This window comes from Thermodesulfobacteriota bacterium (assembly GCA_040756475.1).
Lineage (GTDB): Bacteria > Desulfobacterota > Deferrisomatia > Deferrisomatales > JACRMM01 > JBFLZB01.
Map to the genome: position 1 here is coordinate 1 of JBFLZB010000126.1, position 13,478 is coordinate 13,478.

The 13,478-nt window shown below is 70.3% G+C and carries 11 protein-coding genes; 5 read left to right on the top strand and 6 right to left on the bottom strand.

Annotated features, from left to right (window positions below; translation table 11 throughout):
- Positions 1-194: 194 nt before the first annotated feature.
- Entirely contained in the window at positions 195-701 is a 507-nt protein-coding gene (locus AB1578_16265) for a cyclodeaminase/cyclohydrolase family protein (GenBank protein ID MEW6489457.1), read from the bottom strand.
- Between the two features lie 129 nt (positions 702-830).
- Here AB1578_16265 and AB1578_16270 point away from each other — a divergent pair, with 129 nt between their 5' ends.
- The 3 genes from AB1578_16270 to AB1578_16280 are packed head-to-tail and all read left to right on the top strand — an operon-like array spanning position 831 to position 2,857.
- Complete coding sequence (locus AB1578_16270; GenBank protein MEW6489458.1) at positions 831-1,049, top strand: hypothetical protein; 219 nt, start codon at positions 831-833, stop codon at positions 1,047-1,049.
- 52 nt (positions 1,050-1,101) lie between these two features.
- Complete coding sequence (locus AB1578_16275) at positions 1,102-2,199, top strand: PilT/PilU family type 4a pilus ATPase (protein MEW6489459.1); 1,098 nt, start codon at positions 1,102-1,104, stop codon at positions 2,197-2,199.
- Positions 2,200-2,251: 52 nt separating this feature from the next.
- Complete coding sequence (locus AB1578_16280) at positions 2,252-2,857, top strand: outer membrane beta-barrel protein (GenBank protein ID MEW6489460.1); 606 nt, start codon at positions 2,252-2,254, stop codon at positions 2,855-2,857.
- A 25-nt stretch (positions 2,858-2,882) separates the two neighbouring features.
- Here AB1578_16280 and AB1578_16285 read toward each other — a convergent pair whose 3' ends face one another.
- The 5 genes from AB1578_16285 to AB1578_16305 are packed head-to-tail and all read right to left on the bottom strand — an operon-like array spanning position 2,883 to position 10,565.
- Positions 2,883-4,019, bottom strand: coding sequence for a J domain-containing protein (locus tag AB1578_16285; GenBank protein MEW6489461.1), 1,137 nt, complete (start codon positions 4,017-4,019; stop codon positions 2,883-2,885).
- Positions 4,020-4,053: 34 nt separating this feature from the next.
- Positions 4,054-7,275, bottom strand: coding sequence for an ATP-binding protein (locus AB1578_16290; protein ID MEW6489462.1), 3,222 nt, complete (start codon positions 7,273-7,275; stop codon positions 4,054-4,056).
- Positions 7,272-7,460, bottom strand: coding sequence for a hypothetical protein (locus AB1578_16295; GenBank protein ID MEW6489463.1), 189 nt, complete (start codon positions 7,458-7,460; stop codon positions 7,272-7,274). Before AB1578_16295 ends, AB1578_16290 begins: the two co-directional genes overlap by 4 nt.
- 19 nt (positions 7,461-7,479) lie before the next feature.
- The gene (locus tag AB1578_16300; protein MEW6489464.1) at positions 7,480-10,197 is read right to left on the bottom strand and encodes an exonuclease domain-containing protein; all 2,718 of its coding nucleotides are present in this window, start codon (positions 10,195-10,197) and stop codon (positions 7,480-7,482) included.
- Positions 10,194-10,565 carry a response regulator gene (locus AB1578_16305; protein ID MEW6489465.1) on the bottom strand — a complete coding sequence of 124 codons (372 nt, stop codon included), beginning with the start codon at positions 10,563-10,565 and terminating at the stop codon, positions 10,194-10,196. The genes AB1578_16300 and AB1578_16305 overlap by 4 nt, the downstream gene beginning before the upstream one ends.
- A 212-nt stretch (positions 10,566-10,777) precedes the next feature.
- Between AB1578_16305 and AB1578_16310 the strand changes: the two genes are divergently transcribed.
- Together AB1578_16310 and AB1578_16315 are read left to right on the top strand one after the other, a co-directional pair.
- Complete coding sequence (locus tag AB1578_16310; GenBank protein MEW6489466.1) at positions 10,778-11,335, top strand: hypothetical protein; 558 nt, start codon at positions 10,778-10,780, stop codon at positions 11,333-11,335.
- Entirely contained in the window at positions 11,325-13,235 is a 1,911-nt protein-coding gene (locus tag AB1578_16315; GenBank protein ID MEW6489467.1) for a putative nucleotidyltransferase substrate binding domain-containing protein, read from the top strand. Before AB1578_16310 ends, AB1578_16315 begins: the two co-directional genes overlap by 11 nt.
- Positions 13,236-13,478 lie beyond the last annotated feature (243 nt).

A 13,478-nucleotide genomic window follows, 5' to 3' on the forward strand; every position in this document is an offset into this window, starting at 1 on the left:
GGAGCGAACTCCGGCGTCTGTGCGCGTAGGGGCGCACAGGGTGCGCCCGGAGGGTTCGGGGTGGCCCGAGGGCGGGCGCACGCAGTGCGCCCCTACGGGTGAAAGAGCCGCGTTCCCGAGCTTTCTACCGTTCCGCAAACCCACACGGATCGCAACAGAGCCCCCCTTTTCCTCGTGGGGACATCCCCAGCCGCTCATGCGGCCTCCAGGCGGTCCCGCAGGGCGAGCCAGCGCTGGGCCTCGGCGCCGAGCCGGGGATCGCGCGCCGCCCAGGCCGAGAGGTTGGCGGCCAGGTTGAGGGAGAGGGTCTGGGCGCCGGCCCGGGCCAGGCGCTCCGCGGCCGCGACGTCCGCCGTGAGGGATGGGCCGAGCCCCCCGAAGAGGGGCCCCAGGTCCTCCAGGAGCGATACGGCCTCTTCCAAGGCCTCCAGGGTCGCTTCGAGGCTCGCCTTCGCAGCCCCCGGGTCTCCCCCCGCGGCCGCCTTGTAGAGGAGCCCGTCCCGCTGCGCCTCTGCAAGAAAGCGCTCGGCCCGCTCCTCCCATGCCTGGGCAGGGCGTCCCGAGAGACGGGCCGCCTTGGCTGCCAGCGCGGCGCCTCCCGCCAGGGTGGCCAGGGCTAGGGCCCCGCCCGCTGGCACCGGGTCCCGGCGGGCCAGGGCCCGAACCCATTCCTCGAGCGTATGGTTCCTCAGATCTTCCATGGACGCGTACTCCCGGCGCAGGAGGCACCCAGGATACCGGGTCGGGGGGGCGGTCGCCATCCTCGGCTCAAGGTCCCGGGTCTTCGGGCCGATCCGTTGTCGGTGCCACCCGCGACACGGAGGATGGCGGTGCCGGTCAAGGACGCGGAAATCCGACTCTCGGCCCAGGAGGGCCGCTGCGCCCGCTGCGGGCACCCCCGCTTGCTCACGGGCGCCCGCCCCCTGGGGTCGGGGTGCGTATGGTTCTCGTATTGCCCGGCATGCCGGCGCATCCACGAGCAGGCCGAGATCCCGGGTTGGTTCGCCCGGGGGCTGCCGGCCCCTGCTCCCAACCGAGTGCTGCACTAACTCCCGGGGGAGCGGAGCCTCGCCCGCTTCCCAGGGCCAGCCGGGGAGTCCCATGGAGAAGGAAACGTTTCACAAGGTGCTCGCCGGGGCCATGAAGGCCCAGGCGAGCGACATCCACCTCAAGGTCAACACCCCGATCCTGCTGCGAGTCAACGGCGTCTTGCAGGAGGTGAAGAGCCCCCCCTTGACCCGGACCGACACCGAAGCGGTGGCCAGCATCGTAGTAGAAGACGCCAATCCGCCCGTTGCCCTCGAAGAGATCCAGGAGTGGGACGGGTCGTACTCCCTCAACGGCGTGGGGCGGTTCCGGGTCAACATCTACCGCCAGCGAAACACCCTGGCGGTGGTCCTGCGGGTCATCCCCTTCGAGATCCCCACGTTCCAGACCCTGGGGCTTCCCCCCGTGCTCCAGGACATTGCCCTCGAGGAGCGGGGTCTGGTGCTCATCACGGGGGTCACCGGGAGCGGCAAGTCCTCCACCCTGGCGGCCATGATCGACCACGTGAACGAGAACACCCGCTCCCACATCATCACGATCGAAGACCCCATCGAGTTCATGCACCGAAACAAGAAGAGCTCGGTCTCCCAGCGGGAGATCGGCCTGGACACCCCGGCCTTCAACGTGGCGCTGCGGGCGGCCCTGCGCCAGGACCCGGACATCATCCTGGTGGGGGAGATGCGCGACACCGAGACCATCGACACCGCGCTGAAGGCCACCGAGACGGGTCACCTGGTCTTCAGCACGGTGCACACCACCGACGCGGCCAAGACCGTGGGCCGCCTCATCAGCGTGTTTCCGGCCCAGGAGCAGAACATGGTACGCATTCGTCTGGCCGAGAACCTCAAGGCCACGGTGAGCCAGCGCCTGCTGCCCCGCAAGGGAGGCAAGGGGCGGGTCGCGGCCCTCGAGATCCTGCGGATGACCAAGCACTTGGAGGAGTGCATCAAGGACCCCCTGAAGACCCACGAGATCAAGGACGTGATCGAGGCCGGGCGCGACACCTACCATACCCAGTCCTTCGACCAGCACCTGATGGAGCTCTTCAACCAGGGGGTCGTGGAGTTCGAGACGGCCCACTCGGCGGCCACGAACCCCTCGGACTTCGAACGGGCCGTTCTCCTGAGCTCCGGCGGCAGCATTCCGAGGTAGAATGCCCCGGTCCGAGGCCCGACTCGCCCACCTTCCCGCGGAGGTCGCACCCATGAAGACGAGATTCCTTGGCCTCTCCCTGGCGGTGCTCCTGGCCGGCGCGGGCGCCGCCCTCGCCAACCCCCCGGCGCCCGACCCGTGGACCGGCAACTTCAACCTGCGCGTGGGAGCCAAGTTCCTCGGCGGCGGCGACTGGTCCCCGGTGGACGACCATACGCTCTGGGGGCTCCACTTCGACTTCCGGCGTCCCCACTGGCCGTTGAACCTGGTGCTCGACGTCTCCTACTCCTTCGACGAGGCGGACCGAAGGGTGCACCTGGCCGGCATCGGCCCCGAGCGCCAGGAGGTGGAGGGGCGCACCTTCGAGTGGAACGTCGGCGTGCGCAAGATCTGGGAGGACCACCGCCATTTGCGGCCGTACGTGGGGTTCGGCCCCGCCGTGATCTGGGCCGAGCAGCGCACCGACGCCACGGTGGCCGCGGCGAAGAAGGACGACACGGGGCTCGGCTTCTGGCTGGGAGGCGGTCTCTACGCCACCCTGTACGACCGCCTCAACCTGGGGCTGGATCTCCGGTACAGCTACGCGAAGGTGGATCTCTTCGAGGACGTGAACGCGGGCGGATTCCAGGCGGGCATGCTCGTGGGGTACCACTTCTGAGGAGGCCGCCCCGGGGGGTGGCCGTTCACGGCTCCGGCCGGCCGCCGAAGAGCGCCTGGAGCCAGTCCTTCCAGCTCCGCTGGTGGGCTGGCTCCTCCGCGCACAGGGGCAGCCCCTCGAGGAGCCTTCGCAGGGTCTTGACCTGCTTTCGGTCGAGCCCCCGGGGGGTTTCGACCCACACTTGCAGGTAGAGGTCGCCCCGGGCCCTGCCCCCGCCGAGCACCGGCAACCCCTGGCCCTTGAGGACCTTTACCGTGCCGGCCTGGACCTCCGGCTCGAGCTCGACGGAGACGGGCTCGCCGCCTGGGCCGGGCAGGGAGGTCTCGCCCCCTTCCACCGCCCGGAGCAGGTCGACCCGCAGGGGCGCAAAGAGGTCGGCGCCCCGCCTCTCGTACAGGGGGTGCTCCTCCTCCCGCAGGAGGATGTAGAGGTCTCCGGGAACCCCCCCCGGCACTTCCTCCCCCTCGCCGTCCAGGCGCAGCTGCTGACCGTCTTCCACCCCCGGGGGAATGCGCACTTCCACGACCTTCTCGGCCCGCACCGCCCCCTGGCCCCCGCAGTGGGCGCAGGGCGCCGCGATGCGCCGGCCGGTACCGGCGCACTCGCCGCACGGCCGGGTGGTCTGGAAGGTCGTGAAGCCCTGGCGCAGCACCTGGGTGACGGCTCCCTGCCCGCCGCAGGCCGGGCAGGTGCGCACGTCCGCAGGGCTCGCCGCCCCGCTGCCCCCGCAATCCGGGCAGACCGCGGGCTTTCGCACGCGGATCTTCTTCTCGGCCCCGCGGGCCACGTCGGACAGGTTGATCGTGAGCTCGTGGCGCAGGTCGCGTCCCCGCGGCACCCGGCGCCGGGAGCTTCCTCGAAACCCCGCGGCGCCGAAGATCTCTCCGAAGGCGGAAAAGATATCCTCGAAGCCCCGAAAGCCGTGGGGCACGCCCCGGGCGCTGAGGCCTTCCTCCCCGTACGCGTCGTACAGCCGCCGCTTCTCGGGGTCCCCCAAGACCTCGTAAGCCTCCGCGCAGGCCTTGAAGCGCTCTTCCGCCTCCCGGTCCCCCGGGTTGCGGTCGGGGTGGTACTGGAGGGCGAGCTTGCGATAGGCCTTCTTGACCTCTCCTGCGGCGGCCTCGCGGCTCACCCCCAGGATCGCGTAGTAGTCCTTCCCCATGGGCTCCTCCCGGCGGGCTTCGAGGGGAGCCTACTTAAGGGTTCCGCCCTCCGGTGTCAAGGCTCTCGGCCGTCTCCGGGCCCCCCTTCTCGGAAAGGGGGGCCCTGGGAGCCAGCGGGATGGTGAAGAAGAAGCTCGTTCCCTCGCCGGGCTCGCTCTCGACCCAGATCTGCCCGCCCATGCGCTGGACGATCTCCTTGGAGATGGAGAGCCCGAGCCCGGTTCCCAGGGGGTGGTCCTTTTGCGGGTCGCGCACCTGCCGGTAGCGCTCGAAGACCTCGGCCAGGCGGTGGGGTTGGATGCCCTGTCCCCGGTCGGAGACCTGGAACACGGCGTAGTCCCCCCGGCGGCGGGCGGCGACCAGGACCTCGCTCTCGGAAGGCGCGAACTTGGCGGCGTTCGACAGGAGGTTAGCCAGCACCTGCTGGAGGCGGTCCGGGTCGGCCCAGACCAGGGCCATGCCCCGCTCCACCTCCGGGCGCCCCAGCACCCCCTTCTCGGCCAGGAGCGGCCGGGCTACGTCCAGGGCCTTGCGGATGGCCTGCTCGGCCCCCAGGGGCTCCGGGTTGAACTCGACCTTGCCCGCCTCGATCTTGGACAGGTCGAGCAGTTCGTTGATCATGCGGGAGAGCCGCTCCGCCTCGGCGTGGATGATGCCGATGAACTTGCGCCGTTGCTCCGCATTGTCCACGTCGTAGCGGAGCAGGATCTCGGAAAAGGACCGGATCGAGGTGAGCGGGGTGCGCAGTTCGTGGCTCACGGTGGACAGGAAGTCGCTCTTGAGTCGGTCGAGCTCCCGGAGCCGGGCGTTGGCCGTCTCGAGCTCCGCGGTGCGGTGGAGGACCTTCTCTTCCATGGCCTGGCTGTATGCCTGGACCTCCGCGTAGAGCCGGGCGTTGACCACCGCCAGGGCGAGCTGGTTGGCCAGCGCCGCGAACAGACTCACGAACTCGTCGGTGAAGTGCATGGGGCCGCGGGTCCCATAGCCGGTGAGCACCCCGATGGAGCGCCCCTCGTGGACCATGGGCGCGTGGATGAGCGCGGTGACCGGCACGTCCTGGGTCAGCTGGCGGAAGAAGACGGGCTTGTCCACGTGTCGGGCGTCTTCGAGCACCACGGGCTGGCCCTTGAGGAAGCAGGTTCCGAAATAGGTCTCCTCCGAGGGGGGCACGGCCGAGATGCGCACGTACTCGGCGTTCAGGCCCACGTGGCTGCGGATGCGCAGCTTGCCGTCCGGGTCCAGGAGGCGGACCGCCAGATACTCGAAGCCAAACTCCCGGTGGATGAGGTGGAGCACTTCCGCGAGCACCGTGTCGATGTGCAGGCTCTTGGACAGCGTGCTCGACGCCTCATGGAGCACCATGAGCTCGCGCAGGCGCCGCTCCAGGGAGTCGCGGCTCTCCGCCAGGGACTTGGACACCCCGCCGAACACGTCGAGAATCTCGCCTGCCTGGTCCTGGGGCCATGCTAGGAAGCTCTCGATGACCATGCGGGCCGAAGGGGTTCCCAGGGCTCCTGCCAGACACCGCTCGGCCGCTTCCACCATGACCTGGGGCGAGGCCCGCTCGGGAAGGCTCCCCATGACTTCTGCGGCGGTGGCCGTGCCGACGAATCGGGTGAGGAGGGTTTCCAGGTCGGCCCTCGAGGCCCAGGCGGTCCGGGAAGGCAGCTCCCCGCCGTCGGGCGCCTTGGAGGAGAGGAGGCTGGCCGCCACGTAGCCGCCCAGGTTGAACACCAGGCTCCACACCAGGGCATGGGTCCAGGGGTCCAGACCCTCCAGGCCGAAGAGAGCCTGGGGCCGCAACATCTCCACGCCCCAGGGGCCCGAGGCGAGGATGCGGGGGTCCACCCACCCCGACTCCGCGAAGCTGGGCAGGAGCAGGGTATAGGCCCACACCCCGAATCCGAGCACCAGACCGGTCAGGGCCCCGGCCCGCCTGCCTCCCTTCCAGTAGAGGCCCAGGAAGACGGCCGGCGCAAACTGGGTCACCGCGGAGAACGACAGGAGCCCGATGTTGACCAAGGTGTGGGAGTCGCCGATCCACCGTTTGAAGCCGTAGCCCAGGAGCACGACGCCCACGATGACGATGCGCTTGGAGAGGAGCAGGTGCCGGCTCACGTCCGCCTGCCCGAGCTTCCCCAGGGCTACCGAGAACCGCCCGAGGAGCGCGATTCCGGGGTGGTGCAGGATCATGGTGGCCAAGGCCACGGAGGCCACGATCACCATGCTCGTGGCGGCCGAGAATCCCCCCAGGAAGGCCAGGAACGCCAGGTCGACCCGGCCCCGGGACAAGGGCATCGAGATGAGGAAGAAGTCCGGCGAGCCCGGCTCCCCCGCCAGGAGCCCCACCAGCGCCACGGGCAGGACCAGGAGGTTGATGAGCAGCAGGTACGCGGGGAAGATCCACGCCGCCGGCCGCAGGTGGTCGTCGCGCACGTTCTCCACGGCGAGCATGTGGAACTGCCGCGGGAGCAGGATCACCGCGCAGGCGGAGAGCACGCTCAGGCTCACCCACTCGGCGAAGGGTGTCCCGGACGCCTCGCCCAGGACGAAGAGCCGGGCAAGCTCCGGGCGCGCCAGAGCCTGGTCGAAGACCGCCCGGAGGCCGCCTCCAATACCCCAGATGACGTATGCTCCCAGGGCCAGGAAGGTGGCGAGCTTGACCGCGCTCTCGAAGGCGATGGCCGCGACCATGCCTTCGTGGCGCTCGGTTGTGACCAGGGTCCGGGCGCCGAACAGGACCGAGAAGAGCCCCAGCCCGAGCGCGGCCCACAGGGCGGCGTCGTCGAGGAGGGTGGTCGCGGGCGGCCGGCCGGTGAGGAGGTCGAAAGTGTAGCCCACGGCCTTGAGCTGGAGCCCGATGTAGGGGGTGACCCCGATCACCAGCATGGTGGTGGCCATGGCCCCCAGGAGCCGGCCCTTGCCGTACAGGGATTCGAGCAGATCCGGCACGCTGGTGACCCCTTCCGCGCGGGCGTGGGCCACGATCCGCCGCAGCACGGTGGGCGCCAGCAGGAATACGAGGGTGGGCCCCAGGTAGATGGGGAGGAAGCCCAGCCCCTGTGCCGCTGCCCGCCCGACGCTCCCGTAGAAGGTCCACGAGGTGCAGTAGACCGCCAGGGACAGACTGTAGACCCAGGGGTTGTCCACGGGGCTCCGGCCGCGGCGGCGCGCGCGATCGGCGGCGTACGCGATGGCGAACAGGCCGAGCACGTACCCCACGCCCAGCAGCGCCACCCAGAAGGTGCGGATCACCGGCGCCTCCGGGTGAGCAGCCAGGCGCCCAGCACCAGGGCGCCCCAGACCGCGAAGAGGTAGACCGGGAGGAGGGGGAGGCCCGCGACGGTCTGGAGGCGGTTGAAAGCGCCCACCACGGGGGAGAGGAGCCCGACCGCGCCGACGACGAGCAGGGCCGCCAGGGCCCGGTTCGAGGGGTCCATGGGGGGAGGTCTCCCTCCGTCAGAAGCGGGAAGACTGCCAGCGCAAGAGGAGCATCCGGTCGCAGAAGTCCTTGGCGTCGGCCAGGGTCACGATGCCCCGGCCCTCCAGCAGGGTGAGAAGCCGCAGGAAGATGGCCGCCGTCACCTTGGCGTCGCCTAGCGACGTATGGCGCCCCTCCACGGGCACCCCCAGTCGCCCGGCGATGGAGTCCAGGTTGTGTCCCTCGAAGTCCTTGTGGAGGCCGTAGGAGAGAAAGAGGGTGTCGAGGACGGGGTTCTCGATCTGGGGAAGCCCGGAGCGGCTCGCGGCCAGGTCGAGAAACTTCTTGTCGAAGGCCGCGTTGTGCGCCACCAGGACACAGTTGCCCACGTAGTCGTAGAAACGGGGGAGCACCTCGCCCATGGACGGCGCTCCCGCGACCATGCTGTCCTCGATGCCGTGGAACCGGATGGACTCCGGGGGGATGGGCCTGCCGGGGTTCACCAGGGTGTGGAACGTGTCGGCCCCGTGGATGGCTCCGTTGCGCAGCCGCACCGCGCTCAGGCTCACCACCTCGTCGCCGTGGGAGGGGTGCAGGCCCGTGGTCTCGGAGTCGAAGACCACGTATTCCAGATCGGCCAGCCGCGTGCGGAGCATCTCGGCCGGTTCCCGGGAGGGGCGCGGCAGGAAGAGGTCGAAGTCGTAGAACTCGGGCTGATCGTCGGCGATGCCCTCGGCCCGGTTCTCCACCGGCGCGCCGGAAGCCCGCACCAGGGCCAGGCGAACCTCGAACCCCCCTTCACGGGCTCGGGTCCAGAGCTCGCCCCGGTTGCGCCGCACCACGTCCCCCAGGGTGGCGGCGGCCTCTCCCCGGGGAGAGACCTCCAGCGCTTCGAGCTCGCCCAGGTCTGCCGGGGGCACTCCCTCCAGCCGCACCGTGGTGATCACGGCTTCCTCTTCGGCCCTCAGCCCGACCCGCACCGGCGACCATCCGGAAGAACGGGCTCCGGCCCAGCGCAGCAGGGTCGCCAGGGCGGCGACCCACGAGAAGGGTTCCACCGAGACCGGGGGCAGCGGCGCCTCGGGGGTCTCGATCTGGACGAAGGAACCCGACACCGAAGCCGCGGCCTCGGCGAGGAGCTCGGCCGGGTCCGAGGCCACGCCGGGCAGCAGGGTCTGGGCCGCCGCCGCGGCTTCCTCCGTCAGGCGCAGCCGGTCGGAGAGGCGAGCCACTTCGTCGCGCAGACCCCCCAGGAATGCCTTCTGGCGGTCCGCGGGCATGTCCGGGTGACGTTCCAGGGCTTGGAGCAGGGATTGGGCTGCCGCGATGGGGCCGCGCAGGAGCTCGGGAAGGTCGTGGAGGGCGCGCTCCAGACGCCTCTCCTCCCGGGCCTGGGTGCTCGTGTCCCGAAAGACCACGAGAAACCCGGCCCTGCCCCCACCGGGACCCGCAATGGCCGACAGGAGCCCCCGCAGGACCGGGCCGTCCGCCAAGGGAAAGACCACGTGCTCCACCGTTTCTCGGCCTTCGTCCCAGCGGGCCCGCAGCCGTCGCAGGTGGAACTCGAGCCGCTCCGGCGGCAGGAGGTGCCCCAGGGGGCTCGCCATGCCCGAGGACGGCCCGGTGCCCAGGGAGAGGCGGGCGGTCGGGTTCATCAGGAGCACCTCGGCCGCTTCGTTGGTCACCACGACCCCCTCCGCCATGGTGCGCAGCACCACCGCCAGGCGGTTTCGCTCTTCCTGGAGGGACCGGGTCGTCTCCTGCACCCGGGACTCGAGCTCCCCATACGCTCCCGAGAGGCTGTCGGCCATTCGGTTGAAGGCTTCGGCGAGCTCCTGGAGCTCGTCTCCGGTCTGGATGTCGAGGCGGTGCGCCAGGTTGATGCGGGAGATGATCTCGGCGCCGTGCCGGATGCGCAGGATCGGGCGCAGGAACTGATCCGCCATGCGCCACGCCAGGGCGAGGATCACGAGGGAAAAGGCCCCCAGCACCACTCCGATCTGGCCGGCGACGCGGTAGAAGGGCTCGTAGATCTCGGAGGCGGGCTGGATCACGGCGAGAAACCACGCGGGGGGCAGGCCGCTCCCCCAGGGGTCCACCGGCGCGAGCCCGGCAAAGTATGCCTCCCCGCCGACCCGGTAGGCCGTCCAACCCTTCGCGGGTTGTCCCAGCGGGGGCAGGGGAAGCTCGGGGATGCCGGCGAGCACGCGCCCCCCTTCTCCCAGGAGCACCGCCCGCCCGCTCTTCCCCCTGCGGTACCACTCCAGGACCCGGTGGAGGCGCTCCAGGTCGAAGGCCACCTCGAGGGTTCCCACCCGGCCTCCGCCCACCCCGATGATCGCCACCCGAAACTCCAGGGTGTCGTCGCGGCCCCACGAGAAGGCGCTCGGCTCGGTGCCGGGCGCGGGGGCCGTCTCCGCCCGCAGGGTCAGTCGCTGGACTCCCGGCAAGAGGCGCCGCGCGGCGGAGAGGTCGGCCAGGGGGTACGGGGCGATACCGTCCAGGTGGCCTCGCACGTCCGGCAGGCTCGCCACCCCCGCGGCCGAGCGCCCCGCGGCCTCCACCTGGGCCTCGAGCTGAGCCGCCAGGAGCCGGGCCTCCTGCGCCAGGTCCAGGCCGCGCAGCGCCCCCACGTCGTACCGGGCCAGGAAGAACAGCCCGATCAGGATGGCGGCGGAGGGAACCACCGCCAGCCCCGCGAAGGTCAGGACGATGCGGGTGCGCAAGTTCCGGCGGGGAGGTGCGGGGGCGGTCATGCGCGCAAGGCCGCCCGGATCTTCTCGAGGAGGTCGTCGGCGCTGAAGGGTTTGGTCACGTAGACGTCGGCCCCCACCTCGAGGCCCTTCTTCCGCTCCAGGGGCTGCCCCTTGGCCGTGAGCATGAGCACCCGCACCCCGGAGAGGTCGCCGCGCTGGCGCAGGAGGCGGCACACTTCGTACCCGTCGCGGCGGGGCATGGCCACGTCGAGCAGGATCAGGTCGGGGTGGATCCGCTCCGCCACCTCCAGGGCCTCCTCCCCGTCGTGGGCCACGTGCACGTCGTACCCCTCTTGTTCGAGGATGTACTCCAGAGACAGCAGGATGTTGGGTTCGTCGTCCACCGCCAGGATCTTCTTCTTGGCCATCTGTCCTCTCCCCGAAAAAACAGCATACAAGGCCCCAATCCCCACAGCGTGTACGCTGTCAAACCATATCTCAAAACGGCCCGGGAGAAAAGTCCCTGACAAACGAGGGATTTCGCGTTCGGTCCAGAAGCCGTTCGCTGGTTTGACTCGTTCTGAAGCCGCGCGCTAGGATCGCTCGCAGTCGCCGTTGGCTGCCCCACGCGGAGTTTCCCTTGGAACCGACCGAGACCCCCGATCGCCGCCGTGCGCCGTGGGTGCTCCCCGCAGTGTGGGCGGCCGTGCTGGCCTCGGCCCTGGCCCTGGGCGCCTGGGTGCAGGAGCGGGAAGACATCCGTAAGCGGCACGAGGCGTTTCGGCTCGCCCGGCTCGCAGAGCACCTGGCCGTGCAGGCCCGGGTGGCCGCGGTCGAGGGCAACGCGGCTGAAGCCGCGGCGCTCCTGGAGCAAACCCTCGCCCCCTTCCCCGAGCTCGAAGGAGTTCCCGCCGGCCTGCTCCTGGATCTTGCCTCCCTGCTGGCGCATGGGGACGCGCAGCGGGGCCGCGATCGGGCCCGGGAGCTTCTGGCCGTTGCCTGGGAGCGGGAAGGGCTTGCCGGCCCGCTGCGGGCCCGGATCGCGCGGGACCGCGGAGCCCTGGAACTCCTCGCAGGTGATGCCGCCGCCGCGCAAGAATGGTATGAGGAGGCGCGGGTGCTCGATCCCTCGGGGGAGGACGCCCGCCGGGAGGTCTTGCGGCGCACCGCAGGAGGAGGCAGTGCCCATGAACCGTGACGTGGAGCTTCTGCTCGAAGGCATCGCCGCCTTTCGCGAGCTGCCCGCCGAGGCCCTGGAGCGAATCGGGGAGTCCCTCGTCCGGCGACCGGCCCCCGCGGGCGAGTACCTCTTTCGCCAGGGAGAGGGGCCGCCTGCCAACGTCTTCTACCTGCTCTCGGCCACGGCGGAAATCCGCGTGGGCACTCCCGACGACGAGCGGGCCGTGAGCCTGGTGCGGCCCGGACAGTTCGTGGGCTGGCTCACGCTCTTTACCACCGACCCGTTTCCCGCCTCGGCCCGGGTGGTGGTTCCCGGGGAGATCCTCCAGCTGCCGGCGCAGGCGGTTCGGGAGCTCGCCGACCGCTACCCCGGCGTGGGCAAGGTCCTGGCGGCCACCATGGCCCAGCGGGTGGGGGAGCTCTTCCAGGAGCTCCAGGCCCAGGCTGCCGCGGCACCCTTGACCCGGGTGGAGACCTTTCCGTTCCGCAGGCGGGTCAGCGAGGCCATGAAGAGCCCCGCCGTAGCCCTCGCCCCCGACGCAACAGCCCGCGATGCCGCCCTGACCATGGGCGAGGTGCAAACGAGCTCCGTGGTCGTGACGGGCCCCGAGGGCGTGCGGGGGATCGTCACCGAAAAGGATCTGATCCAGCGGGTGCTGGCCCGCAGGCTCGACCCCGACGCGGTCACCCTCGGAGAGGTCATGTCGGCGCCGGTCGTCACCCTTCCGTCCGACGCCTATCTCTACAACGCCCTGGGACTCATGCGCCGCCAGCGCGTGCGCCACCTTCCCGTGATGGACGGCGGGCGCCTGGTGGGGGTGGTGTCCATGCGGGCCCTCATGGCCCTGGGTACCAATGCCACCCTCGAGCTCGCCGAAGCCATCGACGGGGCGGCCTCCTTCGGCCAACTGGGGGCGGCCCACCGCCAGAGCCTCTCGGTCTGTGCCGACCTGCTGGATGAGGGGGCGCCTTCGGAAGAAGTAGGGCAGCTCCTCTCCCACATCAACCGCGACATCCACCGTCGGGCGCTGGAGCTCGCCATCCTCCAAATGGAGCAGGAGGGCCGGGGCCGCCCGCCGCTGGCGTTTTGCTTCATCGTGATGGGAAGCCATGGGAGGGGCGAGAACCACTTCAGCACCGACCAGGACCACGGCATGATCCTCGCCGACTACCCGGTGGAGGACTGGGGCCTGGTGGAGCCCTACTTCATGGAGCTGGCGGACAAGGTCTCGGAGGGCCTGGCCCAGGCGGGCTTCGTCCTGTGCCCGGGCCACGTGATGAGCCGCAACCCGGTGTGGCGAAAATCGGCCACCGAGTGGAAGAACCAGGTGCTGGGCTGGTACGCCGACCCCAACTCCAACGCGGTGCGCTACACGACGCTGTTCTATGACTTCCAGCCCATCTGGGGGGACGCCGGCCTGGCCCACGACCTGCGCGACTTCATCACCCGGGGCATCCAACGCAACTTCCAGCTCCTGCGCAGCCTGTACCGGGAGGCCTCCAACCACCGGGTGCCCCTGACGCTCTTCAAGAACTTCGTCACCGAGCGGTCGGGACCGCACAAGGGCCAGATGGACATCAAGCGGTCGGGCCTGCTCTTCGTGGTGGAGTGCTCCCGCATCCTGGCCCTGCGCCACGGCGTGTCCGAGACCAACACGATCCGGCGCCTGGAGGCCCTGGCCCGGGCCGGCTCCATCCCCGCCGAGGACGGAGAGTTCGTCCAGACCGCCTACAAGACCCTGTGCCATTTTCGGCTCATGGCCCAGGCGAAGAAGCTACGCCAGGGGGAGCCGCCGGACAACTATATCGACCCCCTCACCCTGCCCATCCAACAGCGCTACCTCCTGCGCCACGCCCTGGAAGCCACCGAGCGCCTCCAGGGCATGGTCCACTCCTCTTTTGGGGAGATCTTCTTCTAACCAGGCCTCCTTCGGGCCAGCCGAAGCCCGACCAGACCAGTGCGAGCGAAATCTCCGGCACCGTGGGGCTCCAGGATCCACCATCAGACTTTGGGGCGGGGTCGGGGGGCCCTGTAGCGTAGCCGGGCGCCGCATCGACCGATCGGCGACACCCGGTGCAACCGGGCGAAGCTCGGCGCACCTGTTCCCCGAAGGAAATGCCCTCAAGACACCGCGGATTGCGCGGCGGAGCGGAAGGGGCCC

Coding starts and splice junctions, on each gene's coding strand:
- AB1578_16300 (MEW6489464.1), bottom strand. CDS start 10,197: ATGACCGCCCCCGCACCTCCCCGCCGGAACTTGCGCACCCGCATCGTC.
- AB1578_16280 (MEW6489460.1), top strand. CDS start 2,252: ATGAAGACGAGATTCCTTGGCCTCTCCCTGGCGGTGCTCCTGGCCGGC.
- AB1578_16315 (MEW6489467.1), top strand. CDS start 11,325: ATGAACCGTGACGTGGAGCTTCTGCTCGAAGGCATCGCCGCCTTTCGC.
- AB1578_16295 (MEW6489463.1), bottom strand. CDS start 7,460: ATGGACCCCTCGAACCGGGCCCTGGCGGCCCTGCTCGTCGTCGGCGCG.
- AB1578_16285 (MEW6489461.1), bottom strand. CDS start 4,019: ATGGGGAAGGACTACTACGCGATCCTGGGGGTGAGCCGCGAGGCCGCC.
- AB1578_16305 (MEW6489465.1), bottom strand. CDS start 10,565: ATGGCCAAGAAGAAGATCCTGGCGGTGGACGACGAACCCAACATCCTG.
- AB1578_16265 (MEW6489457.1), bottom strand. CDS start 701: ATGGAAGATCTGAGGAACCATACGCTCGAGGAATGGGTTCGGGCCCTG.
- AB1578_16275 (MEW6489459.1), top strand. CDS start 1,102: ATGGAGAAGGAAACGTTTCACAAGGTGCTCGCCGGGGCCATGAAGGCC.